This window comes from Streptomyces sp. NPDC047917 (genome assembly GCF_043204345.1).
Classification (GTDB): Bacteria; Actinomycetota; Actinomycetes; order Streptomycetales; family Streptomycetaceae; genus Streptomyces; species Streptomyces sanglieri.
On the sequence record NZ_JBIDCA010000018.1, the window covers coordinates 170296 to 196758 of the forward strand.

The window sequence follows — 26463 nt, forward strand, 5'->3', positions numbered from 1 at the left end:
CGTGATCCCTGGCTCTACTTGGCGGGCTGGAGCTTCAGCACGATCTGCAGCGCGGACGGCTGGGTGTGCTGCGGCGGCGCGTACGGGTCGGCCTCGGTCGGCCAGCCCACCCAGTTCTTCGTGGAGTACTCGGCTCCGATCGGGGCGGCGGCCGTCGGGATCATCGGCGCCTGCTCGACCATGATCTTCTGGAGGGTGTTCATCGCGGCGGTGCGGGCGGAGTCCTCGGTGGCGTTGGCGAAGGCCTTGAGCGCGGCGGTGGCCTCGTCGTTCTTGAAGCGGCCGAAGTTGCCGAGCTGGGACGCCTTGCCGACGGGCTGGAGCAGCGCGCCGTCCATGATGTTCTGGTACATGTCGTAGGGGGTGGCACCGCTGTTGGTCCAGTGCAGGGTGGCGTCGAAGTTCCCGTTGGCGACGTCCGCGCCCCAGGCCTCCGCGGTCTCCGTCTTGACCTGGGCCTCGATGCCGAGCTGCTTGATGTTGTCCTTGATGATCGCGAGACCGGTGATGTAGTCGTTCCAGCCGGCCGGGTCGGTGAAGGTGAGCTTCACCGGCTTGCCGTCCGGGTCCTTCAGTACGCCGCCACCGAGTTCGAACCCGGCGTCCGCGAGCACCTTCTTGGCGCCGGCCACGTCGGGGGCGGTGGTGGCGCTCTTGTACTCGGGGGCGAGGAAGGACTCGCCGGCGGGCAGCGGGATGCCGGTCGGGTTGGTGATCTCCGGGTAGAGCGTGGCCTCGGCCTGGGTGTAGATCGCCTTGCGGTCGACGACCATCGCCATGGCCCTGCGCAACGCCGGATTGTCGAAGGGCTTGCGGGCGGTGTTGAACCAGAGTCCGTGGATGCCGAGCCCGGAGGGGAACCACAGCTTGTGGTTCTTCGGGTCCTTGGCGACGAACAGCCGCTTGTAGTCGGGCATGAAGACGAACGACCACTCGACCTTGCCGTTCGCCAGCGCCGTGGTCGCGGCGCTGTTGTCGTTGTAGGCGGTGTAGCGCAGCTCCTTGACCTTGGTCCCGCCCTTCCAGTAGGTGGGCGTGGCGGTCAGTGTGGTGGTCTGCGGGGTGAACGTCTTGAGCTTGTACGGGCCGGAGCCGACGGGCGTGCGGTTGGGCCAGGTCTCGGGATTGTCGACGCCTTCCCAGATGTGCTTGGGCACGACGAACTGCTGGATGATCTTGTTCTGGTTGACGTACTGGGAGTCCTTGAAGGTCAGCTCGACCGTCTTGCCGCGCACCGTGATCCCGTCGAACGGGATGCCGTTGCCGTTCAGCGCCGGGTGCTTCTTCAGCAGCTCGAAGGTGTACGCGACGTCGTCGGCGGTCAGCGGCTTGCCGTCGGCCCACTTGGCCCTGGGGTCCAGGGTGAAGGTGACCTCGGTGAAGTTGGACTCCCACTTCCAGCCGGTCGCCAGCCACGGGGCGGCCTTGTCCGCGGGCCGGATCTGGTTCGTCATGGCCAGCGGCTCGTAGATCATGTAGCGGTAGCCGAGCGTGGCGCCCGCCGAGGTGCTGAGGAACGGGTTGCTGTTGTCGGTCTGCGGCCCGTCCGGCTTGCCCAGGGTCAGTACGCCGGAGGCGCCGCCCCCTTTGTTGGCACCCGAGTTGGCGGACGAGCAACCTGCGGCGAGCGCGACCACCGCGGTGGTGATCGAGAGCGCTCTCAACGTGGCACGACGTCGTACGGACATGGCGACTCCAGGAGGGACTGCGGCCGGAGGGATCCGGAGGTAGAAGAAGGGGCGGTCGGCCGTGGACTCCGGCCGGACCGCTACGGCGCCGAGTGGCGCACGACCAGTTCGGTGGGCAGCACGACCGGTGCTCGGGGTACGGGCGTGCCGCCGAGGTGGGAAAGCAGCAGCCGTGCGGCCGTCTCGCCCATCCGCCGGGTGGGCTGGCGCACGGTGGTCAGGGGTGGTTCGGTGTGCTCGGCCATCGGGATGTCGTCGAAGCCGACCACGGCGATGTCGTCCGGCACGGTGCGCCCGGCGGCGCGCAGGGCCCGCAGTACGCCCGCCGCGCTGATGTCGTTGTGCGCGAAGACCGAGTCGAACCCGGCGCCGGAGGCGAGGAGTTGTTCCACGGCCAGCCGCCCGCTGCGTTCGGTGAAGTCGCCGTGCACGACGAGATCGGTGGGCAGGACCGTACGGAATCCGTCGAGCCGGTCGCGTACGCAGCCGAAGTGCTGGGGGCCGGTGATGACCAGGGGTCTGGTGCGTCCGGCGGCCAGCAGGTGCCGGGCCGCGGACGCGCCTCCTTCGCGGTTGGTGGTCACGACGGAGGGGAATTCGGGGTGGTGGCCGCGGTCGTCGATCAGCACGATCGGCAGGCCGCCGCGGTGCAGTGCGGTGAGGTGGTCGAGGGTGTTCTCGGGTTCGACCACCAGGAGTCCGTCGAAGGCGCGCGCCGACACCTGGCCGGTGAAGCGCCGTACGGATTCGGCGCCGCGGTTGCAGGTGAAGAGCAGCAGCCCGTAGTCGGCGGCCTCGACGGTGTCCACGACCCCCTGGAGCACTTCGCCCATCCACGGCCAGGTGAGCGAGGGCACCAGCATGGCCACCGTGCGGCTGCTGCCGCGGGCCAGTCCGACGGCGCCCGAGCTGGGTACGTAGCCGAGCTGTGCGATCACTTCACGAACGCGGGCGGCCGTGGAACCGTCCACCTCGCCCTTGGCGTTGACGACCCGCGACACGGTGGTCTTGCTGACGCCGGCCTCGCGGGCGACATCGGCGATGGTGACACGCATCGGGGCCTCCGGGACAAGGCGTGGCGGACAGCTGGAACCGGTACCGCAACCGGTTCCGGAACCGGTACCGGCGTTGCGGCGTGAGTTAACCCCGCCGGAACAGTGCCGTCAATACTTCACGCCGACATTGGTCCGTACCCATCTCCCGTACGAGCAGGGCGCGTTGTGCGTTCAGCTTGTGAACGCGGCCATCGCCCGTCCCGCAGCCGCCGTGCCCGTCACGGTCGCCTTCGGCCGGCCCCGGCCCATGACTCACATCACGCGCGGGGGCCAGAACCCCGGCTCCGCGCCCAGCGTCCTCGCTCCCGTCAACCACGTTCGCCCGCAAAGGAGTCCCATGAATCGCCGTCGCGTCCTGGCCGCCGTACTGCTCGGATCCGTCGTCATCGCGGTGACCACCGCCTGTGGCCCGCAGGAGTCCGGCGCGGCGGCCACCGGTTCCGGCCCGGCCGCCCCGGCGGGCGACTCCACGGCCGAGGCACCGGCCGGCTCCGCCACCGCCCCCTCCGGCACCGGTTCCCGGCCGGCCTCGGCCCCGGCCGAGGAAGGCACCACGGGCGGGGGGACCGGCTCCGGCGACAAGCCCTGCTACCACCCGGAGGGCTACGACCACTTCCTCGAACTGGCCTCCGCCGAGGTCGACCGGGGCGACACCCGGGTGAACTTCACCGAGGTCGGCTGCACCTACGACCCCGCCGACGAGCAGCACGTCGAGTACACCGCCATCCGCAAGGGCTCGGCCCTGATCCACGCCGGCGCCGAGGTCCAGGTGGTCGGCGACAACGGGAACCCGAGCACCGTCCCGGCCGGCTGGCTGGTGGACCACGAACTGCCCAACACCCCGTACTTCTACTACCGGGCGGACGCCCAGGGCCGGATCACCGCGATGCAGGAGATCTACCACCCCTGACCGCGGCCCGGGGCCGGGCCCTCCCCGGCCCCGTCCGGCCCGTTCCGGCTACTCCGTCGGCTCGACCCCCGCGCGCAGCAGCCCGTAGGTGTACGCGTCCTCCAGCGCCTGCCAGGACGCGGCGATGACGTTCTCCGCGACGCCGACCGTCGCCCAGTCACCGGCGCCGTCGCCGGTGGTGATGAGGACTCGGGTGGTGGACTCGGTGCCGGTGCGGCCTTCGAGGATGCGGACCTTGTAGTCGACCAGCTCCAGCTTGGCGAGCTGCGGGTAGATGCGTTCCAGGGCGACCCGCAGCGCCCGGTCGAGCGCGTTGACCGGGCCGTTGCCCTCGGCGGTGGCGACGATCCGCTCGCCCTTGGCCCAGAGCTTCACGGTGGCCTCGTTGGCGTGCGTGCCGTCGGGGCGGTCCTCGACGATGGCGCGCCAGGACTCGGTGCGGAAGTAGCGGCGTACCCTGCCCTCCGCCTCGGCGCGCAGCAGCAGTTCGAAGGAGGCGTCGGCGGCCTCGTACGTGTAGCCCTTGAGCTCGCGCTCCTTGACCCGCTCGACGACCCGGCCGACCAGCGCCCGGTCGCCGCCGAGGTCGATGCCGAGCTCCTTGCCCTTGAGCTCGATGGAGGCGCGGCCGGCCATGTCGGAGACCAGCATCCGCATGGTGTTGCCGACCAGGGCCGGGTCGATGTGCTGGTAGAGGTCGGGGTCGACCTTGATCGCGGAGGCGTGCAGTCCGGCCTTGTGGGCGAAGGCGGAGACACCCACATAGGGCTGGTGGGTGGAGGGGGTCAGGTTGACGACCTCGGCGATGGCGTGCGAGACCCGGGTCATGTCGGCGAGCGCGCCCTCGGGCAGGACGGTCTTGCCGTACTTCAGTTCCAGGGCGGCGACCACCGGGAAGAGGTTGGCGTTGCCGACGCGTTCGCCGTAGCCGTTGGCGGTGCACTGGACGTGGGTGGCGCCCGCGTCGACGGCGGCGAGGGTGTTGGCGACGGCGCAGCCGGTGTCGTCCTGGGCGTGGATGCCGAGCCGGGCGCCGGTGTCGGCGAGGACGGTGGCGACGACGGCCTGGACCTGGGCGGGGAGCATGCCGCCGTTGGTGTCGCAGAGAATGACCACATCGGCGCCGGCCTCGGAGGCGGCGCGCACGACGGCCTTGGCGTACTCGGGGTTGGCGCGGTAGCCGTCGAAGAAGTGCTCGCAGTCCACGAAGACCCGGCGGCCCTGCTCGCGGAGGTAGGAGACGGTGTCGACGACCATCTCCAGGTTCTCTTCGAGGGTGGTGCGCAGCGCGAGTTCCACATGGCGGTCGTGGGACTTGGCGACGAGCGTGATCACCGGAGCGCCGGACTCCAGCAGCGCCTTGACCTGGGGGTCCTCGGCGGCCTTGCCACCGGCCCGGCGGGTCGCGCCGAAGGCGACCAGCTCGGCGTTCTCGAACTCGATCTCCTGCTGCGCGCGGGCGAAGAACTCGGTGTCGCGGGGGTTGGCGCCGGGCCAGCCGCCCTCGATGAAGCCCACGCCGAAGTTGTCCAGGTGCCGGGCGATGGTGAGCTTGTCCGCGACCGTCAGGTTGATGCCTTCACGCTGGGCCCCGTCGCGCAGTGTGGTGTCGAAGACATGGAAACTGTCGTCGGTGGCCTTGGCCTTGGTGGTCATGCTGGTCTGACTCCTGTCGGATGAGCGGATCCGGACGATCTGGCTCCACTTGCCCCCATCATCCCGCGTGCGCCTCGCCCCGGCCGAGGTGAGGGCCGGAAAACGAAAAAACCCCTCGCGGGTGCGAGAGGTCTGCGCGCGGGTCTGGGGCACGATGGCCGTGCCGCACGTGGTGGTGCGGGACGGTCACTGCGGACCGGCGCGCCTGCTGCCGATAATCATGGCGTTCGAGGGCACGGAGGCAGTCTTGCACAGGGCCGCCTCCGTGCCCCGCCCCGTCTCAGGATGCGGGCGTGACGCTCGTCGCCCCGGACCGCTCCGCGCCCGCCCGGTCCGCGTCCTTGGCGCCGACCCGGCCCAGGTCGATGTCGCGGGTCTCGCGCATGGTCAGGTAGACGACCAGGGAGACCGCGGCGCAGCCCGCCACGTACCAGTAGAAGCCGGACTCGATGCCCGCCTTCTTGAACCAGAGCGCCACGTACTCGGCGGTGCCGCCGAAGAGGGCGTTGGCGATGGCGTACGGGAGGGCTACGCCCAGGGCGCGGATGCCGGTGGGGAAGAGTTCCGCCTTCACGCAGGCGTTGATCGAGGTGTACCCGGTGACGACGACCAGGGCGAGCAGCGCCAGGCCGAACGCGGGCCAGAACGTGCCCGCGTGCTTGAGCATCGTCATGATCGGCACGGTCAGGAAGGTGGAGCCGACGGCGAAGGTGATCAGCAGCGGGCGGCGGCCGATCCGGTCGGAGAGCATCCCGGCCAGCGGCTGGATGCACATGAAGACGAACAGGGCGCAGAAGCTGACGAGCGAGGCGGTGGGCTTGTCCATGCCCGCGCTCTTGGAGAGGAACTTGGAGAGGTAGGTCGTGTACGTGTAGTACGCGACGGTCCCGCCCATGGTCAGCGCCATCACCAGGAACGCCTCGCGCCTGTGCCGCCACAGCGCCTTCAGCGTGCCGCGGTCCTCCTGGTCGGCGGCGCCGGACTCGGCGTACACCTCGGTCTCCAGCATCGAGCGGCGCAGGTAGAAGACGATCGCGGCGCCGAGCGCGCCGACGATGAACGGGATCCGCCAGCCCCAGCTGTGCAGGGCGGCCTCGGACATGTTGCGCTGGAGGACGATCTGGAGGCCGAGACCGACCAGTTGTCCCGCGGTCATGGACACGTACTGGAAGCTGGAGGCGAAGCCGCGCCGGTCGGGTGCGGACGCCTCGGTGAGGTAGGTGGCGCTGGCGGCGTACTCGCCGCCGACGGACAGCCCCTGGAGCAGCCGGGCCACCAGCAGGACGGCGACCCCGCCGTACCCGGCGACGTCGTACGTGGGTGCGGCGGCGATGAGGATCGCGGAGGCCGACATGAGCGTGACGGTGAGGGTGAGCGCCGCCTTGCGGCCCTTGCGGTCGCCGATCCGGCCGAGCAGCCAGCCGCCGACCGGACGCATGAAGAAGCCGACGGCGAAGATGCCCATGGTGTTCATGAGATTGGCGGTCTCATTGCCTTCGGGGAAGAACGAATCCGCGAAGTAGACCGCGAAGGTCGCGTACACGAACCAGTCGAACCACTCGACCATGTTGCCGGCCGAACCGACCCAGATTTTCTTCCACTGCTCTCGTCCCATGGTCCGTCACCGTGCCCGAACAGCCGGGACCGTAACAAGGGCGAAATGCGCAACGATCGCACGTACTTACGTGCGTTTCGTTCACGGCGCGGCGGCCGCTACCCGACGACCAGCGAGTCCTCGACGAACTCCCGAACCTGTGCGAGGACCTGGGAACGTCCGGTGCCGGGGAGGCCGACCGCGACATGGACGCTGAAGCCGTCGAGCAGGGCGCGCAGCCGGGTGGCGAACCGCCCGGCGTCGACCGGGCGGAACTCCCCGGCCGCCGCGCCCCCCTCCAGCAGGGCCACCAGGTCGCGGTGCCAGGCGTCCTCGACGGCGGCCTGCCGGGCGCGGGCGTCGTCGTCCGCGTTCCGCGAGCGGTTCCACACCTCCAGCCAGAGCGTCCAGTGCGGATCGCGGGGGCCGTCGGGCAGGTAGAGATCGATGTACCCGTCGAGCCGTTCGCGGGCCGTCGCGGACCCGGCCATCAGGGCGCCGCGCTCCGCGCCGAGCCGTCCCTCGCTCCACTCCAGGGTCTGGAGCAGCAGCTCGTCCTTGGTGCGGAAGTAGTAGAGGAGGTGTCCGCTGCTCATGCCGACCTCGCGGCCGAGTCCGGCCATGGTGAGGCCGTCGAGCCCCCGTTCGGCGATGGTCGCCATGGCGGCGGCCAGCAGTTCCTCACGGGGCGGGGCGGTGTTGCGACGGCGGGGCGCGGGGGGCACGGTTCAGACCTTCGGCTGCTGCTGTGTGATGCAGTGGATGCCTCCACCGCCGGCAAAGATCGTACGTGCGTCGACGAGGGTCACCGTACGGTCGGGGAAGAGGTCGCCGAAGATGGCCGCCGCCTCCTTGTCGCGCGGGTCGTCGAAGGCGCAGAGGACCACACCGCCGTTGCAGAGGTAGTGGTTGATGTAGGAGTAGTCGACCCACTCCCCGTCGGCCTTCAGCACGGTGGGTGCCGGGACCTCCACGACGTCCAGGGAGCGGCCCCTGGCGTCGGTGGCCTCGCGCAGGATGCGCACGGTCTCGCGGGTGATCGCGTGGTCGGGGTGGGCCGGGTCCGGCTGGACATGGGCGACGACGGTGCCGGGGCGGGCGAAGGCGGCGACGATGTCGACATGGCCGAGGGTGCCGTAGGTGCCGTAGTCGCCGGACAGTCCGCGCGGCAGCCAGATGGCCTTCTCGGTGCCGAGCCGGGCGTGGACCTCGGACTCGACCTGCTCGCGGGTCCAGTCGGGGTTGCGCTCCTTGCCGAGCTGGACGGTCTCGGTGAGCAGTACGGTGCCCTCGCCGTCCACGTGGATGGCGCCGCCCTCGTTGACCAGCCGGGAGCTGTGCACGGGTACGCCGGCCAGCTCGGCGACGGCACGGGCGATGTGCTGGTCGTGCTCCCAGCGGGCCCAGCCCTGGGCGCCCCAGCCGTTGAACGTCCAGTCGACGGCGGCGAGCCGGTTCCCGTCGGTGACGAAGGTGGGGCCGATGTCCCGCATCCAGGCGTCGTCGAGGGGGCGGACGGCCAGCTCGACGTCCGGGCCCAGGAGCGCGCGGGCGCCGTCCTCCTGGCCGGGTCCGACCACCATCGTGACGGGTTCGAAGCGGCGCACGGCGCGGGCGACGGTGGCCCAGGCGGTGCGGGCCTCGTCCAGTTCGGCGTCGGTGTCGAAGGTGGGGTTGGGGCCCGGCCAGGCCATCCAGGTGCGTTCGTGCGGGGCCCACTCGGGCGGCATGCGGAAGGTCATCTGCGGGTCCTCAGAGGAAGTAGAGGCGGTTGAGGGATACGGAGTCGGCGGGCTCGGAACGCAGCGGGTCGCCGTCCAGGGTGACCAGACCGCTGCGGGCGTCCACGGCGACCGCTCCGGTGCGGGAGTTGTGGATCAGGTCGCCGGGGCCGATGCCGCGGGTGCCGCGCACGCCGACGCGGCGGCGGCGGGTGGGCATCGCGTCGGCGCCGAGCTGGGTCGCCGCCTGCGAGACGAAGGCCACCGAGAGGTCGGCGGCGGTGGCCCCGTACGCCCCGAACTGCGGTCCCAGGACGAGGGGTTCGCAGGTGTCGGTGGCGGCGTTCGGGTCGCCCGTGACGCCGTACGCGGGGAAGCCGGACTTCAGCACGAGCTGCGGCTTGGCGCCGAAGAACTCGGGGCGCCACAGCACGATGTCGGCCATCTTGCCGGTCTCGATGGAGCCGATCTCGTGCGAGAGGCCGTGGGCGATGGCGGGGTTGATGGTGAGCTTGGCGATGTAGCGCAGCACCCGGGCGTTGTCGTCCGCGGGGCCGTCGCCCTCCATCGGGCCGAGCTCGGCCTTCATCTTCCCGGCCATCGCGAAGGTGCGGCGCACCGTCTCGCCGGCCCGCCCCATGCCCTGCGCGTCGGACGAGGTGATGCCGATGGCGCCCAGGTCGTGCAGTACGTCCTCGGCGCCCATCGTCCCGGCGCGGATCCGGTCCCGGGCCATGGCGGCGTCGCCCGGCAGGTCCGTCTTGAGGTCGTGTACGGAGACGATCATTCCGTAGTGCTCGGCGACGGCGTCCCGGCCGAAGGGCAGCGTCGGGTTGGTGGACGAGCCGATGACGTTCTCGACGCCCGCCATCTTCAGGACGTTGGGGACGTGTCCGCCGCCGCAGCCCTCGATGTGGAAGGCGTGGATCGTGCGGCCCTCCAGGACCTTCAGGGTGTCCTCGACGGACAGGCATTCGTTCAGCCCGTCGCTGTGCAGGGCGACCTGGACGTCGTGTTCCTCGGCGACCCGCAGCGCGGTGTCCAGGGCTCGGGTGTGGGCGCCCATGTCCTCGTGGACCTTGAAGCCGCAGGCCCCGCCCTCGGCGAGCGCCTCGACCAGCGGGGCCCGGTGGGAGGAGGAACCACGGCCCAGGAAGCCGATGTTGACCGGCCAGGCGTCGAAGGCGTTGAAGGCGTGGCGCAGCGCCCAGGGCGAGTTGACGCCGACGCCCCAGACCGGGCCGAACTCCTGGCCGATGATCGTGGTGACTCCGGACGCCAGGGACGCCTCCATGATCCGCGGCGAGAGCAGGTGGACATGGGTGTCGACGGCGCCCGCCGTCGCGATCATCCCCTCGCCGGAGACGATGGTGGTGCCCGTGCCGACGACGACGTCGACGCCGTCCAGGGTGTCGGGGTTGCCGGCCCGGCCGATCGAGGCGATCCGGCCCTCGCGGATGCCGATGGACACCTTGCGGATGCCCTGCACGGCGTCGATGACCAGCACATTGCTGATGACGACGTCACAGGTGTCGCGGACGGCGGCGGCCTTGAGGTGCAGTCCGTCGCGGGCGGTCTTGCCGAAGCCGGCGAGGAACTCCTCGCCGTACCGCTGTGCGTCGGACTCGACGCGGACGGTGAGACCGGAGTCGCCGAGCCGGACCCGGTCCCCGGCGCGCGGGCCGTGGACGGAGGCGTACTCGTACGGATCGATGCTCATCGCTCGGCTCCCAGGTATCCACAGGCGGCGGCGCGCCGCAGGGCCTCTTCGCGTGCGCCGGGCGCGTCCAGCGGGCCGTCGACCAGGCCCGCGAAGCCGATAGCGATCCGCTCGCCGCCGATCGGCACGAGCCCCACCTCGACGGATTCGCCGGGTCCGAACCGGACGGAGGACCCGGCGGGGACGCTCAGCCGCATCCCGTAGGCGGCCGCGCGGTCGAAGTCGAGCCGGGGGTTGGCCTCGAAGAAGTGGAAGTGCGAGGTCACGGAGACCGGCACGGCCGCGGTGTTGTGGACGGCCAGCCGCACCGCGGGCTCCGGCTCGGGCGTGGCGGGCCCGGGGAGGACGGCCCCGGGGGCGTCGTCGCCCAGCCCGTCGCCCAGCGGCCGGGAGACCACGGCGAGCCGGGAGCCGTCGTCGAAGACGGCCTCCACATGGACCTCGGTGACGACGTCGGCGACGCCCGGCAGTACGTCGTCGGGGCCGAGCACGGACCGCGCCGCCTCGATGGCCTCGGCGAGCCGGCGCCCGTCCCGGGCGGCCTCGCAGACCGTGTCCGCGATCAGCGCGGTCGCCTCGGGGACGTTGAGCCTCAGCCCCCGGGCGCGGCGGGCCCGGGCCAGTTCGGCGGCGCTGAACAGCAGCAGCCGGTCGCGTTCCGTCGGAGTCAGTCGCACGTCTCCACACCTCTCGGTTAGAGCAGCACTCTAACCCATGGTTAGAGCGGCGCTCTAAGTATGTGGGGGACCGCACTCCGGAGCGCGGGGAACATGTCACGGGAATACGAAAGCCGCGCCCGGCAGGAGCTGGGCGCGGCTTTTCGTTCGTACGGGATCGGCCCGCGGGCCGGAGAGCCCCGGGGCCTCTCGTTCGGATCGTGCCGGGCTCGAACGTGCCCCGGTGCCCGGTCCGGCATGAACCGGACGGAAGACCCTAGCCGAGGGGGTGCATCCAGCCGTGGGTGTCCTCGGCGACACCGCGCTGGATGTCCAGCAGGCGCTCGCGCAGCTTCATCGTGACCCGGCCGGGCGTGCCGTCGCCCTGGACCCACTCGCCGCCCTCGGACTTGACGGTGCCGACGGGGGTGATGACGGCGGCGGTGCCGCAGGCGAAGACCTCGGTGAGTCCGCCGTTCGCGGTGTCGTCGCGCCACTGGTCGATGGAGACACGTCCCTCCTCCGACTCGTAGCCGAGGTCGCGGGCGACCTTGAGCAGCGAGTCACGGGTGACACCGGCGAGCAGCGAGCCGGTCAGGGCCGGAGTGACGATCTTGTTCCCGTACACGAAGTACAGGTTCATGCCGCCGAGCTCCTCGACCCACTTGTGCTCGACCGCGTCGAGGTAGGCGACCTGGTCGCAGCCCTTCTCGGCGGCCTCGGCCTGGGCGAGCAGCGACGCGGCGTAGTTGCCGCCGGTCTTGGCGTCGCCCATGCCGCCGGGGACGGCACGCACCCGGTTCTCGGAGAGCCAGATCGAGACCGGCTTCACACCGCCGGGGAAGTACGCGCCGGCGGGCGAGGCGATCACCAGGAACAGGTACTCGTTGGCGGGCCGCACGCCGAGACCGACCTCGGTCGCGATCATGAACGGGCGCAGGTAGAGGGACTCCTCGCCGCCGTGTGCCGGAACCCAGGCCGCGTCCTGCTTGACCAGCGCGTCACAGGCCGCGATGAACGTCTCGACGGGCAGCTCCGGCATGGCCAGCCGGCGGGCGGAGGACTGGAAGCGCTTGGCGTTGGCCTCGGGACGGAAGGTGGCGACCGAGCCGTCGGGCTGGCGGTACGCCTTGAGGCCCTCGAAGATCTCCTGCCCGTAGTGCAGGGTCATGTTGGCGGGGTCGATCGACAGCGGCGCGTAGGGCACGAGCTGGGCGTCGTGCCAGCCGCGGCCCTCGGTCCACCTGATCGTCACCATGTGATCGGTGAAGCGGCGGCCGAATCCGGGATTGACCATGCTCGCCTCGCGCTCCGCGTCGGACAAGGGGTTCGAGGAGGGCTTGAGCTCGATCGTGGGCGTCGTCATGAGTGCGTGTCCTTCACCGTTGTGTGGGTTGGACCGCGCTCACGCCGCTCCTGCCAGACAGGTGCTAGGACGTCCGAGTTTTGTTGCGAGCCACGGCCCCGTTCGATTATCGCTCCCGGGCGGCCGTGCACGAAACGACGCGTGTGCGGTCCAGTGGTCGATGGTGGCACCCGGGGCCGCACAAGGTGAAGCCGCCGGGTGCGGTGGTTGCCCGGCGGCTTCGAAACGGAGTCGTCGGGTCAGTTCGCTACGCGTACCGCGAGCGCGTCGCCGATCTGGTCGGTCGTACGGGTGGCCGTGCCGTCGCGCTCCGCGAGGTCGGCGGAGACGGCGTCCTCGATGCGCACGGCCTCGGCCTCGTGGCCGAGGTGGCGCAGCAGGAGGGCGACGGAGAGGACCGTGGCCGTCGGGTCGGCCTTGCCCTGGCCCGCGATGTCCGGGGCCGAGCCGTGGACCGGCTCGAACATCGACGGGAAGGTGCCCGTCGGGTTGATGTTGCCGGAGGCGGCCAGGCCGATGCCGCCGGTCACGGCAGCGGCGAGGTCGGTGAGGATGTCACCGAAGAGGTTGTCGGTGACGATGACGTCGAAGCGCTCCGGCTGGGTGACGAAGAAGATCGTCGCGGCGTCGACGTGCAGATAGTCGGTGGTGACCTCGGGGTACTCGGTCGCCACCTTGTCGAAGATGTTCTTCCACATGTGGCCGGCGTACACGAGGACGTTGTTCTTGTGCACCAGCGTCAGCTTCTTGCGCGGGCGGGCGTTCGCCCGCTCGAACGCGTCCCGGACGACGCGCTCGACGCCGTACGCGGTGTTGACGCTGACCTCGGTGGCGACCTCGGCCGGCGTACCGGTGCGCAGCGATCCGCCGTTGCCGGTGTACGGGCCCTCGGTGCCCTCGCGGACGACGACGAAATCGATGTCGGGGCGACCGGCCAGCGGGGTCGCGGTGTTCGGGAACAGCTTCGACGGCCGCAGGTTGATGAAGTGGTCGAAGGCGAACCGCAGCTTCAGCAGAAGCCCGCGCTCCAGGACGCCCGACGGCACGGAGGGGTCGCCGATCGCGCCGAGCAGGATGGCGTCGTGCCCCTTGAGGGCTTCGAGCTCCGCGTCCGGGAGGGTTTCACCGGTGCGGTGCCACCGCTGGGCGCCAAGGTCGTACTCCTTGGTCTCCAGCTTCACGTCCTGCGGGAGAACCGCGCCCAGGACCTTGAGGCCCTGGGCCACGACCTCCTGGCCGATACCGTCACCGGGGATCACTGCGAGATTGATGCTGCGAGACATGTCCGCACCCTACTGCGCGTCCCACCCCATGACACATCACGTCCACCATACGGACACATGGGGAGCTGTACGTGTACCGTTCACCTATCCGACGGTACGGCGTCGGGCGGCGGGTGGATGTTCTGGTTCATGGACATCCCCCGTTTCGGAATCCCCGAGAAACTCGCCGGCCGCATGAGCATGGCGGAGCAGCACGACTACCTGCGCACCCGGCTGACCCGGCGCGGCGTGCTGCGTACGAGCGTGGCGACCGCGGCCGTCGCCGGTGCCGGTCTCGGCACCTCGCTCGCCGCCTCGCCCGCGTACGCCGCCCCCACCGTGCTCACCTCGCGCCACACCTCCACCCGGGTGGACGGTTCGCTGGTCGCGCCGTTCGGCCGGCACCTGGCGTACGGCGCGGACCCGAAGACGCAGATGGCGGTCTCCTGGCAGGTCCCGTTCGCCGTGAAGCGGCCGTACATCCGGATCGGCCACAAGCCGTGGGCGCTGAGCCGCCGGATCGACGCCGAGGTCCGCCACCTGACCACCCCGGAGCTGAACGGCGGCAGGATCGCGGCGGCCGAGCAGTTCTACCTGCACGCGGGCCTGGAGCGCCTCCAGCCCGGCACGACGTACTACTACGGCGTCGGCCACGACGGCTTCGACCCCGCCGACACCCGCAACCTGGGCACGCTCGGCACCTTCACCACCGCGCCCGCGCGCGCCGGGGCGTTCACCTTCACCGCCTTCGGAGACCAGGGCGTCAGCTACCACGCGCTGGGAAACGACCAGCTCATCCTGGGTCAGAACCCGGCGTTCCACCTGCACGCGGGCGACATCTGCTACGCCGACCCGTCCGGCTCCGGGCAGAGCACCGACACCTACGACGCCCGCACCTGGGACCAGTTCCTGGCGCAGACGGAGACCGTGTCGAAGACCGTGCCGTGGATGGTGACCACCGGCAACCACGACATGGAGGCCTGGTACTCGCCGGACGGCTACGGCGGCCAGAACGCCCGCTGGACGCTGCCCGACAACGGCCCGGACCCGGTGAACCAGCCCGGCGCCTACTCGTTCGTGCACGGCAATGTGGGGGTCGTCGCCCTCGACGCCAATGACGTCTCGTACGAGATCCCGGCCAACTTCGGGATCAGCGACGGCCGGCAGACCCGCTGGCTGGACCGGCGCCTCGGTGAGCTGCGGGCCCGTCACGACATCGACTTCGTCGTGGTCTTCTTCCACCACTGCGCCTTCTCCACCACCAACGCGCACGCCTCCGACGGCGGGGTGCGCGACGCGTGGGTGCCGCTCTTCGAGAAGCACCAGGTGGACCTGGTCATCAACGGCCACAACCACGTCTACGAGCGCACCGACGCGATCCTCGGCAACGCCGTCCGGCGCAGGGTGCCGATCGGCGAGCGCACCGACCCGACGCGGGACGGCATCGTGTACGTCACCGCGGGCGGCGCGGGCAAGGCGCTGTACGACTTCCCGGTGCCGGACACCTACGAGGGCCATGTCGCGGACCGGGAGAGCGTGGACACGTACCACGTGGTCAAGGGCGGCGGGAAGGCTGCCGAGACCGTGGAGTGGTCCCGGGTGCGCTACACCGGGTTCTCGTTCCTGGCGGTGGAGGTGCAGCCCGGCCGGCACGCCCGGATGAAGGTCACCGCACTCGCCGAGTCGGGCGAGCGCATCGACCACTTCGAGATCAGCCGCGGCTGACCGTCCGTCGGGCCGGTCCGGTGACCGGCCCGTTCAGCCGGTCTCAGTGGCCCGTGGAGCCGCCGTTGTCCCTGCGGTCGAGGGCGCGCTGGAGGGCGGCGGCGGCATTGCGGCGCTCCGACTCGGTCGGGCGGGGGGTGTGACGGACACGGCGGGCAGTCGTCTGGACCATGATGGATCGACTCCTTGAGATCGCGAGGATTTCGAGATCGAAAAATCGTCAGGATGATTTCGAGATCGGGATTTCGAGGCGCCGGAAAGGGCGGGGAGCGGGCGCCGCAGGGGTTGCCTGCACAAGGGCGCGCACTCACGACCGCCAGTCGCTGGATCTAGCGTGACGTTCGGCTTCTACAAAGCTAGGGCAGCTCGGCCGGTCTGTCTCCACAATTACTCGGACTTCCTACTATCTGAGACGGAGGTTTACCCCGGGCCGTCCCCGGATTCCGGACGAGAGCCCGCACGACAGACCATCACCCCTGCTCAGAAGGGGTGACACGGTCCCCGGACCGCCTCGTCCGAGCGGGTGTCGCCCACGTCACGTCCCCGTCCCGCCGGCCGAGGACCAGCGTCCCGGAGCCGGTGGACAGCCCACGCCCGCCCGCCGGCCGCACCGCGGACACGGGTGCCGCCCTCCTCGCCCGGCAGCCGCTCCACCCCGTACCGCGCCTGCACGGCGATCCGCCCCGGCCGCACCCGCCGGCCGCGCCCGGGGTACAGCGCGGCCCCCGGCGGCCGGAGCGGACCGCGCGCCGAAGGCGTACGCCCCGTCGACGGCCTCCTCCGGCTCGGCCGTGATCCGCCCGCCGAGCCCTTCCCGGCGCCGGTCCGCGCGGACCGCCACGGCCTCCACGCAGCCGATCCGGTTCGAGCGGCCCGGTCGGCGGGTGTGTGCGGTGCGAAGGACCGGCTCGGTGATGCCCCTCAGTACCTCAACCACCGCGGCCGCCGAATACTCAGTGGGCATCTGAGTACCTGCCACGTGTCGAAGGACTGTGCGTCGCACGACAGTTGGACACATGAACGGCCTCTACGCTCTCAAGCCCTGGTACGCGGACCGGCTCTCCGGTGCCCGCGCCTCGCTGGTCCGCCGTGAGGTGTCGCCCGACACCCTCACCGCGGCCGGTGTGGTCTCGGCGGCCGGTGCCGCCGCCGCGCTGGCCTGGCTGCCCGCCGGCCTCGCCGCCCTGCCGGTCGCCGTGCTGCTCGCCGCCCGGCTCGCCTTCGCCAACCTGGACGGCGCGCTGGCCCGGGACACCGGCCGGACGACCCGGCGCGGCGCGGTGCTCAACGAGCTCGGCGACCGGGTGGCGGATCTGGTCGTGCTGGCCGGCTTCCTGGCACTCGCCCCGCTGTGGCTGGTGGCGGCGGCCGGGCTCGCGGCGACCCTGCCGTCCTGGGTGTCGCTGGCCGGGGCGGCGGCGGGCGCGCCCCGGCGCAACGGCGGCCCGGTCGGCAAGACCGAGCGCTGTCTGCTGGTCGTGGTCGCGGCGGCGAGCGGCTGGGCGGTACCCGTACTGATCGTGATCGCCGTCGGTTCACTGCTCACCGCGGGGCTCCGGCTGGCGGGCCTGTGGCGGGAGCTGGCATGAGCGCGGTACTGATCGCGGAGGAAGCCGCGGCACGGGCCGTGCCGCTGGTCGCGGGGGTGCTGGGGGCGGGCGGTGTCGCCGTCGCCGTACTGCCGTCGAAGGTTCGGATGCGGGCCGAGCTGCGCAGGCGGTGGCGCACCTGGGCGCTGGTGGCGCCGGTCTTCCTGGGGGCGTACTTCCTGGGCGGCGGCGGGACGTTCGCGCTGGCCGCGGGGCTCGGGGTGGTCACGGCGGGCGAGTTCGCGCGGATGGCCGGGCTGCGCCGCGGCGACCTCGCGGTGCTCGTGACGGCCGCGGTGGCGCTTCCCGCGCTGGCGTGGCTGGCGCCGCAGTTCCTGGACGTCCGGGCGGCGGCGCTGCTGCTGGTCGCGGCCGCGCTCCCGCCGGTGCTCGGCGGGGACGACCGGACCGGCTTCACCCGCACCGCGCGCACCGCCTTCGGGCTGCTGTGGATCCCGGTCGCGCTGACCGGTCTGGTGACGCTCGGGGACACGGGGGTCGCGGTGGGGCTGGCGGTGGCGCTCGGCGATGTCGGCGCCTGGTGCGGCGGCACGGCGCTGGGCCGCCGGGGCCCGCTCGCCCGGCCGCTGTCGCCGCTCTCCCCCAACAAGACCTGGGCGGGGGTGCTGGGCGCGGCGGTGGCGACGGCCCTGCCGCTGCTCGTACTCGGCGAGTTCACGCTCCCGCTGTGGGCCGCGGTGATCGGCGGCTGTGTCCTCGGTGACCTGCTCGAATCGATGGTCAAGCGCGAGTCGGGGGTGAAGGACGCGGGCAGCTGGCTGCCCGGCTTCGGCGGCCTCCTCGACCGGATCGACTCCCTGCTGGTGGCCCTTCTCCTGACGATGGTGATGACATGAGCCGCACCCTTGCGCGCGTGCCCGGCCGGGTCGCGCTGCCCGCTCGTTCCCGGTTCGCCGCCGCGCTCCGGCGCGGTCTGTGGTGGGGCGTCCTCAGCCTCACCGGCGGGGTGGAGCGGCGCGGCCGGCTGCCGCGCGGCGGCTGTGTCGTCGTCGCCAACCACTCCTCGCACGCCGACACGGCGGCGCTGCTCGCCGCGCTCGACGCCCGGCACACCCCGGCGATCGGCGCGGCGGCCGACTACTGGTTCGCCTCGCCGTGGCGGCGCCGGATCTGCCGCCGGCTCGCGGCCGGCTTCCCGGTCCGGCGCAGTGGCGGCGGCATGGACGACCTGCTGTCCATGGCGGACGAGCTCCGCTCCGGCCGGGCGGTCGTCCTGTTCCCGGAGGGGACCCGGGGCAAGGACGGCGAGCTGGGCTCCTTCCACCGCGGCGCGCTGGTGCTGGCCGAGCGGGCGGGCGTCCCGGTGGTCCCGGTGGGCATCGCGGGCACGGACCGGCTGCTGCCCAAGCACGGCCGGCTGCGCTCGGCGCTGGTGCGGGTGTCGATCGGTGATCCGCTGCCGTCGACGACGGGTCCGCGGGAGGCCCGCGACGCGGTGGTCGCGCTGCACGCGCGTACGGTCGCCGAGCCGCTGCGGGACTCCGCGACGCGGCGCCGGGTGGCGTCGGTCGTCACCTCGCGCTGGGGTGTCCCGCTGGCGTTCGGATGGGCGCTGGCGGAGGCGCTGAGCTGGCCGCTGATGCCGGAACTGCTGCTGGGCGTGGTGTGTGTGGCGGTGCCGCGGGCGGCGCTGCGGATGTCGCTGGGCGCGCTCGCCGGCAGTCTGGCCGGTGGCCTGCTCGCCCTTCAGCTGGCCTCGGCCGGCGTGCAGCTGCCCGCCCCGCTGACCACGGACCGGATGCGCGCCGAGGTCCGGGCCGGGCTGGCGCTGGAGGGCGCCTCGGCGGTGCGGCACCAGCCGTGGAACGGCATTCCGTTCAAGGTGTACGGGGCCGAGGCGGGCCGCGCCGGTGTGCCCGCGCTCGACTGGCTCACCGCTTCGGCGACGGCCCGGGGCTCCCGGACGCTCACTGTGGGGCTCGGCTTCGCCGCCTTCGGGCTGCTGATGCGCCGCCACCGCCGCCGGTACGGCCCCTATCTGGTCCTGCTGGGCGGCGGGTTCACGGCGGGGCTGTCGATGATCGTCGCGGGCTGGGGCTGAGCGGACACTGACCGACGCGCACACCGCTTCTGTCCGAGGACGCTCTGGTCCGGACCAGTCGCCGCGCGCCACACTGCCGGGATGTCCGACACCACAGCCGTACCCCAGCAGTGGACGCCCATCCATGGCGCGCCCTACCAGCCGGTCCCCCACCGCCCCGAGCGGATCGCGGCCGACGAGTCGCTCGCCCGTGCCGCCCGGCTGCGGGAGCGGATGGGCGCGCGCAGGACCGTGCGCCAGTTCTCGTCCGACCCCGTTCCCGAGCAGGTCGTGAAGGACGCGATCGCCTGTGCCGCGACCGCCCCGTCCGGCGCCCATCAGCAGCCGTGGACCTTCGTCCTGGTCAAGGACCCGAAGGTGCGCGGGCTCATCCGGGAGGCGGCCGAGCAGGAGGAGCGGATCAGCTACGACGGCAGGCTCGGCGAGGAGTGGCTGGCGGCGCTGCGCCCGCTGGGCACGGACGCCGTCAAGGCCCACATGACGGACGCCCCGGCCCTGGTCGTGGTCTTCCAGCAGCGGTACTGGGTGGGCGAGGACGGCACCCGGCACAAGCACTACTACGTCGACGAGTCGGTCGGGATCGCCGTCGGGATGCTGCTCTCGGCCCTGCACCTCTCGGGCCTGGCGGCACTGATCCACACGCCGAGCCCGATGCGGTTCCTGCGCGAGGTGCTGGACCGGCCGGAGAACGAGAAGGCGTTCGCGGTGATTCCGATCGGGTATCCGGCCGACGACTGCCAGGTGCCCGGCCTGGTACGGAAGTCGCTGGACCAGGTGCTCGTGGAGATCTGAGCCCGTCTCGTGGGGGTCCGAGCCCCATGGAAACCGCCTCCCGGCCGGCAGGGGAACCGGGCGGGAGGCGGAATTCGTGGCAGGGCGCCAGGGGTGCGGCGCCCCGGGGATCAGCCCTGGTGGGGGTAGGTGTAGTCGGTCGGCGGGACCAGCGTCTCCTTGATGGCCCGGGTCAGGGTCCAGCGCTGGAGGTTCTGCGGGGCGCCCGCCTTGTCGTTGGTGCCCGAGGCCCGGCCACCGCCGAAGGGCTGCTGGCCGACGACGGCACCGGTCGACTTGTCGTTGATGTAGAAGTTGCCCGCGGCGTAGCGCAGCTTCTCCATCGTGTACGCGGCCGCGGCGCGGTCGTTCGAGATGACGGAACCGGTCAGCGCGTAGTCGGAGACCGACTCCATCTGCTCCAGCATCGCGTCGTACTGGTCGTCCTCGTAGACGTGCACGGCGAGGATCGGGCCGAAGTACTCGGTCGTGAAGACCTCGTTCGACGGGTCGCTGCACTCGATGACGGTCGGGCGGACGAAGTAGCCCACCGAGTCGTCGTAGGTGCCGCCCGCGACGATCGTGCAGGACGGGTCGGCCTTCGCACGGTCGATCGCGGCCTTGTTCTTGGCGAACGAGCGCTCGTCGATCACGGCGCCGATGAAGTTCGACAGGTCGGTGACGTCACCCATGGAGATGGAGTCGACCTCGGCGGCGAACTTCTCCTTGAAACCGGAGTTCCAGATGGAGGCCGGGACGTAGGCACGGGAGGAGGCCGAGCACTTCTGGCCCTGGAACTCGAAGGAACCACGGGTCAGCGCGGTCTTCAGGACGGCGTGGTCGGCCGACGGGTGGGCGACGACGAAGTCCTTGCCACCGGTCTCGCCGACGAGCCGCGGGTAGGTGCGGTAGTTGGCGATGTTGTTGCCGACCGTCTTCCACAGGTGCTGGAAGGTGGGGGTCGAGCCGGTGAAGTGGATGCCGGCCAGGTCGCGGTGGTTCAGGGCCACCTCGGAGACGGCGATGCCGTCACCGGTCACCAGGTTGATGACGCCCTTGGGCAGACCGGCCTCTTCCAGCAGCTGCATCAGCAGCACGGCGGCGTGGGTCTGCGTCGGGGACGGCTTCCACACCACGACGTTGCCCATGAGGGCGGGGGCGGTGGGCAGGTTGCCCGCGATGGCCGTGAAGTTGAACGGCGTGATCGCGTAGACGAAGCCCTCCAGCGGGCGGTGGTCCATGCGGTTCCACACGCCCGGCGAGTTGGCCGGCGGCTGCTCGGCGAGGATCTGGCGCGCGTAGTGCACGTTGAAGCGCCAGAAGTCGACGAGCTCGCAGGGGGTGTCGATCTCGGCCTGCTGCGCGGTCTTGGACTGGCCGAGCATCGTGGAGGCGGCCAGCGTCTCGCGCCACGGGCCGGAGAGCAGCTCGGCGGCGCGCAGGATGATCGCGGCGCGGTCGTCGAAGGACATCGCGCGCCAGGCCGGGGCGGCGGCGAGCGCGGCGTCGATCGCGTCCTGCGCGTCCTGCTGCGTGGCACCCGCGAAGGTACCGATGACGGCCTTGTGGTTGTGCGGCTGTACGACGTCGAAGCGCTCGCCGCCGCCCATCCGCTTCTCGCCACCGATGGTCATCGGAAGGTCGATCGGGTTCTGGCTAAGCTCCTTGAGCTTCACCTCCAGGCGGGCACGCTCCGGGGAGCCCGGCGCGTAGGAGTGGACCGGCTCGTTGACCGGCGCGGGGACCTGGGTGACAGCGTCCATGGGTTCCGTTGCTCCTTGGGTAGAGAGGTGGAGGGGGCTCAGCCCTTGGTGAGGATGGAGCGGCCGAAGAACAGCAGGTTCGCCGGCTTCTCGGCGAGGCGGCGCATGAAGTAGCCGTACCAGTCGGTGCCGTACGCGGTGTAGACACGCATCCGGTGTCCCTCGGCCGCGAGCCGGAGGTGCTCGTCGCTGCGGATGCCGTACAGCATCTGGAACTCGTACTCATCCAGTTTGCGCCCGGCCTTGCGGCCCAGCTCCTGGGCGATGGCGATCAGCCGCGGGTCGTGGGACCCGATCATCGGGTAGCCCGCGCCCTCCATGAGGATCCGCAGGATACGGACGTACGCCTTGTCGATCTCGGCCTTGTCCTGGTACGCGACGGAGGCGGGCTCCTTGTAGGCGCCCTTCACGATGCGCACGCGGCTGCCCGCGGCGGCCAGCCGGCGGGCGTCGTCCTCGGTGCGGAACAGGTAGGCCTGGATCACGCAGCCGGTCTGCGGGAAGTCCTTCCGCAGCTCCTCGTGGATGGCGAACATCGAGTCGAGGGTGGTGTGGTCCTCGGCGTCCAGTGTGACCGTGGTGCCGATCTCGGCGGCGGCCTCGACGACCGGGCGGACGTTGGCGAGGGCCAGCTCGTGGCCGCCGTCCAGCGCTTGGCCGAACATGGAGAGCTTGACGGACATCTCGGCCCTGGTGCCCAGGCCGAGGTCCTTGAGGCGCTCGATCAGTTCGAGGTAGGCGTCACGGGCGTCGGCCGCCTGCTCGGGGGTGGTGATGTCCTCGCCGACCACGTCGAGGGTGACTTCGAGTCCCTTGGCGGCGGCGTCCTCGATGATCGGGACGACCTGGTCGACGGTCTCACCGGCGATGAACCGGTCGACGACCTGCTTGGTGCCAGGTGCGGCCGAGATGAAGCGGCGCATCCTGTCGCTGCGGGACGCGGCGAGAATCACGGGACCCAGCACGGGGCACCTCCACGGAAAGTACGAACGAAGGCCGTACCGGCAGATGGGGAACAGACCGGTACAGCACGGAGAACCACCGTGAAATCTAAGGATCTCTCCGATCCTGTGCCATCGACAGCTGTCACGCATCCGTTCCCCGGTTCTCAGACATATGTCTGAAGGGGTGCGAGAATGGCCGGGTGAAGGGCGATTACCAGGAGCTGGTCGACGAGATCTCCGGGCTGCTCGGCGCCCCCGCGACGCTGGAGAACCGGGACTTCGGCCTGGTCGCCTTCGGCGCCCACGACAGCGACGACGACACCGCGATGGACCCGGTCCGCACCCGCTCCATCCTGACCCGCCGCTCCACGCCCGCCGTCCGTGCCTGGTTCGAGGGCTTCGGCATCACCCGCGCCACCGGTCCGGTCCGCATCCCCGCGGCCCCGGAGGCCGGGGTCTTCCGGGACCGGATCTGCCTGCCCGTACGCCATCGGGGTGCCGTGCTCGGCTACGTATGGCTGCTCGACGCCGACCCCGGACCGACCGACGAACAGCTGAGGGCCGCGATGGAGGTGGCGGCCCGGATCGGGGCCCTGCTCGCCGAGGAGTCACGCGCGGGCACCGACCCGTCCCGGGAGTTCGGCGCGGTGCTGACCGCCGGGCGGGGCTGGCAGCGCGACATGGCGGTGGCCGCGCTGCACGAGGCGCTGGGGCCTGACGCGCAGGGGCTGCACACGGTGGTGTGCGTGACCCCGTGGCCGGACGATCCGCCGTCGGTCCGTACGGTCCCGTCGGCGGCGGCGCTGTCCTCGGTGCCCGGGACCGGGGGGCTCCCCTCGCTGGCCGCGCTGGTCCGGCTGCGCTCCACCGACGTCCTCGAACCCGCGCTCACCGCCGCGGACCGGCTGCGGTCGGCCGCGGGCCGGGAGACCACGGCCGGGATCGCGGTGCCCCGCCGGGGTCTCGCCGAGCCGGCCGCGGCCTGGCACGAGGCGGTGGCGGCCGCCCGCGCGGCGGCGGCCGAGTCCCGGTTCGGCCCGGTGGCACGGTGGTCGTCGATCGGGCCGTACCGGCTGCTGACCGCGCTCCCGGCGGAGGCGGGCGCGGATCCGGTGGTCCGCGCCCTGCTCACCCCGCCGCACAAGGATCTGGCCCGCACCGCCGAGGTGTTCCTCGACTGCGCGGGCCAGGCGTCCCGGACGGCCGCGGCCCTCGGGGTCCACCGCCAGACGCTCTACTACCGGCTCTCCCGGATCCAGCAGCTCACCGGCCTCGACCTCAACGACGGCGAGGACCGGCTGCTGCTGCACATGGCGCTCAAGAGCGCGCGGCTCGGGGGCTAAGGGCTGTCCCGCAATTCCTGGCGGGACAGCCCTTAGGGTCTTTCGTCCGGATCAGGCCGGATCCGTGCGGCCCTCCAGCACGGCCTTCAGACCGTCCGTCAGATCCTGTGCGGACGGGGCGGATTCACTGTCCATCATCCACTGGACCATCACGCCCGCGAGCAGCGCCTGGCAGAACAGCCCGGCCACCCGCGCCCGCTCGGGGTCCTTCTCCGGGTCGATGCCGAGCATGTTCTCGGCGAGCCCGTCGCGCCCCTCGCGCTGCGGGCCCGTCAGGGCCTTCCGCAGCTCCGGGTCCTGGTCGATCCGGGAGACGACCTCCATCTGGAGCTGCCAGACGGACCGGGTCTCCGCGTAGCTGTCGATCACCCGCTGCCAGGTCTCACGGAACTGGTCCAGCGGCTCCCGGGGCTCCGTGCTCCGCGCGCTCTCGTCCGGCTTCTCGGTGAGCACATCGCCCCACTCCTCCGTCACCTTGAGGAAGGCGAGGTTGAGCAGCGCCTCCTTGGAGCCGTAGTGGTAGCCGATGGAGGCGAGGTTCGTACCGGAGGCGGCCACGATGTCGCGTGCCGTCGTCCGGGCGTACCCCTTCTCCAGCAGGCAGCGCTTGGCGCCTTCGAGCAGATCCTCACGGTGTCCCATGAAAGCAGCGTACCCGGCATGCAGACGTTTGTGTAAGACGCACGTCTAGATGCCGGGTACGCGGAGGGGCTCCGCGACCGTCAGTCGGTCAGGTTCACCGTGCGGGCCGAATTGGCGCCGATCTCGGTGGAGATCTCCGCGAGCACCGACGCCGGGACGTCGTCGTCGACGGTGAGCACGACCAGCGCCTCGCCACCCGCGTCCGTCCGCGACACCTGCATGCCCGCGATGTTCAGACCGGCCTCGCCGAGGATCCGGCCGACCGTGCCGACGACACCGGGACGGTCCTCGTATCGCAGCACCACCATGTGGTCGGCCAGCGCCAGGTCCACGTCGTACTCGCCGACGGCGACGATCTTCTGGAGGTGCTTGGGCCCGGCCAGCGTGCCCGAGACCGAGACCTCCTCGCCGCCCGAGAGCGTGCCGCGGACGGTGACCACATTGCGGTGGTCGGGCGACTCGGAGCTGGTGGTGAGGCGGACCTCGACCCCGCGCTCCTGCGCGAAGAGCGGAGCGTTCACGTATGACACGGTCTCGTCGACGACATCCTCGAACACGCCCTTGAGCGCGGAGAGTTCGAGCACCTTGACGTCGTGCTGGGTGATCTCGCCGTACACCTCGACGTCGAGGCGGACCGCGACCTCGCCCGCGAGCGCGGTGAAGATCCGGCCGAGCTTCTCGGCGAGCGGCAGACCCGGGCGCACGTCCTCGGCGATCACGCCGCCCTGGACGTTGACCGCGTCCGGCACCAGCTCACCGGCCAGCGCCAGGCGCACGGACTTGGCGACCGCGATGCCCGCCTTCTCCTGGGCCTCGTCGGTGGAGGCACCGAGGTGCGGGGTGCAGACGACCTGGTCGAACTCGAACAGCGGGGAGTCCGTGCAGGGCTCCTTCGCGTACACGTCGAGACCGGCGCCGGCGACGCGGCCCTCCTTGAGGGCGGAGGCGAGCGCCGCCTCGTCGACGATGCCACCGCGCGCGGCGTTGACGATCCGGACCGAGGGCTTCACCTTGTGCAGCGCCTCGTCGCCGATCAGGCCGAGCGTCTCGGGGGTCTTGGGCAGGTGCACGGTGATGAAGTCCGCGACCTCCAGCAGCTCGTCGAGCGTGAGGAGCTTGACGCCCATCTGCGCGGCGCGGGCCGGCTGCACATAGGGGTCGTACGCGACGATCTTCATACCGAAGGCAGACATGCGCTGCGCGACCAGGACGCCGATGCGGCCGAGGCCGACGACGCCGAGGGTCTTCTCGCTGAGCTCGACGCCGGTGTACTTGGAGCGCTTCCACTCGCCGTTCTTGAGGGCGCTGTTGGCCTGCGGGATGTTGCGCGCGGTGGCGACCAGCAGACCGCAGGCCAGCTCGGCGGCGGTGACGATGTTGGAGGTCGGCGCGTTCACGACCATCACGCCGGCCTTGGTGGCGGCGGAGACGTCGACGTTGTCCAGACCGACGCCCGCACGGGCGACGACCTTCAGCTTCTTCGCGGCGGCGATGGCCTCGGCGTCGACCTTGGTGGCGGAGCGCACCAGGATGGCATCGACATCGGCGATCGCGGGGAGGAGCTCGGCGCGGTCCGCGCCGTTGCAGTGCCGGATATCGAAGTCCGGGCCCAGCGCGTCCACCGTGGCGGGCGACAGCTCTTCAGCGATGAGTACGACAGGTTTCGAGCTCACGTGAGTCCTCACAGGTCCAGTGCGGACGGCCGTCCCGACGGCCGCAGGCGGTGGAGGGGCTTGCCGCGTGGAAGACGCACGACACTGTGGGCCTGACGCGTGTATGTGTGGAGAAGTGTAGTCATGCGCCAGGACGCATACTGCGCCCCGTTGGAAGGATCACCCACACGGGGGTGGACGACTTGTACACACGTACGACGCCGCCTCTTCCAGCGGTGAAGAAGGAGATGCCCCGGGGGTCGGGCCGGCCGGCCCGACCCCCCGGGCGGCGGGGTTACGCGTCCTCGTCGTCGACCCCGCTCCTGAGCGTGGGGAGCTCCCGG

At 71.3% G+C, this 26463-nt stretch carries 22 protein-coding genes; 7 read left to right on the forward strand and 15 right to left on the reverse strand.

The annotated features are described in order from the left end of the window. Positions 1-14 precede the first annotated feature (14 nt). Together ACGF8B_RS36525 and ACGF8B_RS36530 are read right to left on the reverse strand one after the other, a co-directional pair. On the reverse strand, positions 15-1688 hold the full coding sequence (locus tag ACGF8B_RS36525; protein WP_392746653.1) for an ABC transporter substrate-binding protein: 1674 nt from the start codon (positions 1686-1688) through the stop codon (positions 15-17). 80 nt (positions 1689-1768) lie between these two features. Continuing rightward, positions 1769-2743, reverse strand: coding sequence for a LacI family DNA-binding transcriptional regulator (locus ACGF8B_RS36530; RefSeq protein ID WP_392746655.1), 975 nt, complete (start codon positions 2741-2743; stop codon positions 1769-1771). 337 nt (positions 2744-3080) lie between these two features. Here ACGF8B_RS36530 and ACGF8B_RS36535 point away from each other — a divergent pair, with 337 nt between their 5' ends. Beyond that, positions 3081-3653, forward strand: a complete 573-nt coding sequence (locus ACGF8B_RS36535; RefSeq protein ID WP_392746657.1) for a hypothetical protein — start codon at positions 3081-3083, stop codon at positions 3651-3653. 48 nt (positions 3654-3701) lie between these two features. Here ACGF8B_RS36535 and cimA read toward each other — a convergent pair whose 3' ends face one another. The 8 genes from cimA to ACGF8B_RS36575 all read right to left on the reverse strand — a co-directional run bounded on the left by cimA (position 3702) and on the right by ACGF8B_RS36575 (position 13649). Then, positions 3702-5309 carry a citramalate synthase gene (gene cimA, locus ACGF8B_RS36540; protein WP_392746659.1) on the reverse strand — a complete coding sequence of 536 codons (1608 nt, stop codon included), beginning with the start codon at positions 5307-5309 and terminating at the stop codon, positions 3702-3704. Between the two features lie 280 nt (positions 5310-5589). Continuing rightward, positions 5590-6924 carry an MFS transporter gene (locus ACGF8B_RS36545; RefSeq protein ID WP_392746661.1) on the reverse strand — a complete coding sequence of 445 codons (1335 nt, stop codon included), beginning with the start codon at positions 6922-6924 and terminating at the stop codon, positions 5590-5592. A gap of 98 nt (positions 6925-7022) precedes the next feature. After that, positions 7023-7628: a TetR/AcrR family transcriptional regulator gene (locus tag ACGF8B_RS36550; protein WP_392746662.1), complete on the reverse strand. Its 606-nt coding sequence runs from the start codon at positions 7626-7628 to the stop codon at positions 7023-7025. Between the two features lie 3 nt (positions 7629-7631). After that, positions 7632-8645: an agmatine/peptidylarginine deiminase gene (locus ACGF8B_RS36555; RefSeq protein WP_392746664.1), complete on the reverse strand. Its 1014-nt coding sequence runs from the start codon at positions 8643-8645 to the stop codon at positions 7632-7634. 10 nt (positions 8646-8655) lie between these two features. Next, positions 8656-10344, reverse strand: coding sequence for an urease subunit alpha (locus tag ACGF8B_RS36560; protein ID WP_392746665.1), 1689 nt, complete (start codon positions 10342-10344; stop codon positions 8656-8658). Further along, on the reverse strand, positions 10341-11021 hold the full coding sequence (gene ureA / locus ACGF8B_RS36565; RefSeq protein WP_392746667.1) for an urease subunit gamma: 681 nt from the start codon (positions 11019-11021) through the stop codon (positions 10341-10343). The genes ACGF8B_RS36560 and ureA overlap by 4 nt, the downstream gene beginning before the upstream one ends. 256 nt (positions 11022-11277) lie before the next feature. Then, positions 11278-12366, reverse strand: coding sequence for a branched-chain amino acid aminotransferase (locus tag ACGF8B_RS36570; protein WP_392746671.1), 1089 nt, complete (start codon positions 12364-12366; stop codon positions 11278-11280). A 239-nt stretch (positions 12367-12605) separates the two neighbouring features. Continuing rightward, positions 12606-13649, reverse strand: coding sequence for a 3-isopropylmalate dehydrogenase (locus tag ACGF8B_RS36575; protein ID WP_392746673.1), 1044 nt, complete (start codon positions 13647-13649; stop codon positions 12606-12608). A 129-nt stretch (positions 13650-13778) separates the two neighbouring features. Between ACGF8B_RS36575 and ACGF8B_RS36580 the strand changes: the two genes are divergently transcribed. Next, the gene (locus tag ACGF8B_RS36580) at positions 13779-15353 is read left to right on the forward strand and encodes a purple acid phosphatase family protein (RefSeq protein ID WP_392746675.1); all 1575 of its coding nucleotides are present in this window, start codon (positions 13779-13781) and stop codon (positions 15351-15353) included. Between the two features lie 43 nt (positions 15354-15396). On the opposite strand, the gene ACGF8B_RS36585 is transcribed toward ACGF8B_RS36580, so the two are convergent. Then, on the reverse strand, positions 15397-15525 hold the full coding sequence (locus tag ACGF8B_RS36585; RefSeq protein WP_266729507.1) for a hypothetical protein: 129 nt from the start codon (positions 15523-15525) through the stop codon (positions 15397-15399). A gap of 844 nt (positions 15526-16369) precedes the next feature. On the opposite strand from ACGF8B_RS36585, the gene ACGF8B_RS36590 reads away from it, so the two are divergent. The 4 genes from ACGF8B_RS36590 (at position 16370) to ACGF8B_RS36605 (ending at position 19796) form a co-directional block, all read left to right on the forward strand. Continuing rightward, positions 16370-16942 (forward strand): CDP-alcohol phosphatidyltransferase family protein, encoded by a 573-nt coding sequence (locus ACGF8B_RS36590; protein ID WP_392746677.1) that lies wholly within the window; start codon positions 16370-16372, stop codon positions 16940-16942. Beyond that, positions 16939-17799, forward strand: coding sequence for a phosphatidate cytidylyltransferase (locus ACGF8B_RS36595; RefSeq protein WP_392746679.1), 861 nt, complete (start codon positions 16939-16941; stop codon positions 17797-17799). Before ACGF8B_RS36590 ends, ACGF8B_RS36595 begins: the two co-directional genes overlap by 4 nt. Next, entirely contained in the window at positions 17796-19004 is a 1209-nt protein-coding gene (locus ACGF8B_RS36600) for a lysophospholipid acyltransferase family protein (RefSeq protein WP_392746681.1), read from the forward strand. Before ACGF8B_RS36595 ends, ACGF8B_RS36600 begins: the two co-directional genes overlap by 4 nt. An 81-nt stretch (positions 19005-19085) precedes the next feature. After that, a complete protein-coding gene (locus ACGF8B_RS36605; RefSeq protein WP_392746682.1) occupies positions 19086-19796 on the forward strand; it encodes a nitroreductase family protein in 711 nt (236 codons plus the stop codon). Positions 19797-19906: 110 nt separating this feature from the next. Here ACGF8B_RS36605 and pruA read toward each other — a convergent pair whose 3' ends face one another. After that, the gene (pruA, locus tag ACGF8B_RS36610; protein WP_392746684.1) at positions 19907-21538 is read right to left on the reverse strand and encodes an L-glutamate gamma-semialdehyde dehydrogenase; all 1632 of its coding nucleotides are present in this window, start codon (positions 21536-21538) and stop codon (positions 19907-19909) included. A 38-nt stretch (positions 21539-21576) separates the two neighbouring features. After that, positions 21577-22503, reverse strand: coding sequence for a proline dehydrogenase family protein (locus ACGF8B_RS36615; protein ID WP_392746685.1), 927 nt, complete (start codon positions 22501-22503; stop codon positions 21577-21579). A 179-nt stretch (positions 22504-22682) separates the two neighbouring features. On the opposite strand from ACGF8B_RS36615, the gene ACGF8B_RS36620 reads away from it, so the two are divergent. Then, entirely contained in the window at positions 22683-23825 is a 1143-nt protein-coding gene (locus tag ACGF8B_RS36620) for a helix-turn-helix domain-containing protein (protein WP_392746686.1), read from the forward strand. Between the two features lie 51 nt (positions 23826-23876). Here ACGF8B_RS36620 and ACGF8B_RS36625 read toward each other — a convergent pair whose 3' ends face one another. Together ACGF8B_RS36625 and serA are read right to left on the reverse strand one after the other, a co-directional pair. Beyond that, positions 23877-24467, reverse strand: coding sequence for a TetR/AcrR family transcriptional regulator (locus ACGF8B_RS36625; RefSeq protein WP_392746687.1), 591 nt, complete (start codon positions 24465-24467; stop codon positions 23877-23879). An 80-nt stretch (positions 24468-24547) separates the two neighbouring features. Next, a complete protein-coding gene (gene serA / locus ACGF8B_RS36630; RefSeq protein WP_392746689.1) occupies positions 24548-26140 on the reverse strand; it encodes a phosphoglycerate dehydrogenase in 1593 nt (530 codons plus the stop codon). Between the last annotated feature and the right edge of the window lie 323 nt (positions 26141-26463).

Excerpts from the sequence above, each read along its gene's own strand:
- ACGF8B_RS36525 (WP_392746653.1), bottom strand. The coding sequence starts at position 1,688 with ATGTCCGTACGACGTCGTGCCACGTTGAGAGCGCTCTCGATCACCACC.
- ACGF8B_RS36530 (WP_392746655.1), bottom strand. The coding sequence starts at position 2,743 with ATGCGTGTCACCATCGCCGATGTCGCCCGCGAGGCCGGCGTCAGCAAG.
- ACGF8B_RS36535 (WP_392746657.1), top strand. The coding sequence starts at position 3,081 with ATGAATCGCCGTCGCGTCCTGGCCGCCGTACTGCTCGGATCCGTCGTC.
- cimA (WP_392746659.1), bottom strand. The coding sequence starts at position 5,309 with ATGACCACCAAGGCCAAGGCCACCGACGACAGTTTCCATGTCTTCGAC.
- ACGF8B_RS36545 (WP_392746661.1), bottom strand. The coding sequence starts at position 6,924 with ATGGGACGAGAGCAGTGGAAGAAAATCTGGGTCGGTTCGGCCGGCAAC.
- ACGF8B_RS36555 (WP_392746664.1), bottom strand. The coding sequence starts at position 8,645 with ATGACCTTCCGCATGCCGCCCGAGTGGGCCCCGCACGAACGCACCTGG.
- ACGF8B_RS36560 (WP_392746665.1), bottom strand. The coding sequence starts at position 10,344 with ATGAGCATCGATCCGTACGAGTACGCCTCCGTCCACGGCCCGCGCGCC.
- ACGF8B_RS36570 (WP_392746671.1), bottom strand. The coding sequence starts at position 12,366 with ATGACGACGCCCACGATCGAGCTCAAGCCCTCCTCGAACCCCTTGTCC.
- ACGF8B_RS36575 (WP_392746673.1), bottom strand. The coding sequence starts at position 13,649 with ATGTCTCGCAGCATCAATCTCGCAGTGATCCCCGGTGACGGTATCGGC.
- ACGF8B_RS36580 (WP_392746675.1), top strand. The coding sequence starts at position 13,779 with ATGGACATCCCCCGTTTCGGAATCCCCGAGAAACTCGCCGGCCGCATG.
- ACGF8B_RS36585 (WP_266729507.1), bottom strand. The coding sequence starts at position 15,525 with ATGGTCCAGACGACTGCCCGCCGTGTCCGTCACACCCCCCGCCCGACC.
- ACGF8B_RS36590 (WP_392746677.1), top strand. The coding sequence starts at position 16,370 with ATGAACGGCCTCTACGCTCTCAAGCCCTGGTACGCGGACCGGCTCTCC.
- ACGF8B_RS36595 (WP_392746679.1), top strand. The coding sequence starts at position 16,939 with ATGAGCGCGGTACTGATCGCGGAGGAAGCCGCGGCACGGGCCGTGCCG.
- ACGF8B_RS36600 (WP_392746681.1), top strand. The coding sequence starts at position 17,796 with ATGAGCCGCACCCTTGCGCGCGTGCCCGGCCGGGTCGCGCTGCCCGCT.
- ACGF8B_RS36605 (WP_392746682.1), top strand. The coding sequence starts at position 19,086 with ATGTCCGACACCACAGCCGTACCCCAGCAGTGGACGCCCATCCATGGC.
- pruA (WP_392746684.1), bottom strand. The coding sequence starts at position 21,538 with ATGGACGCTGTCACCCAGGTCCCCGCGCCGGTCAACGAGCCGGTCCAC.
- ACGF8B_RS36625 (WP_392746687.1), bottom strand. The coding sequence starts at position 24,467 with ATGGGACACCGTGAGGATCTGCTCGAAGGCGCCAAGCGCTGCCTGCTG.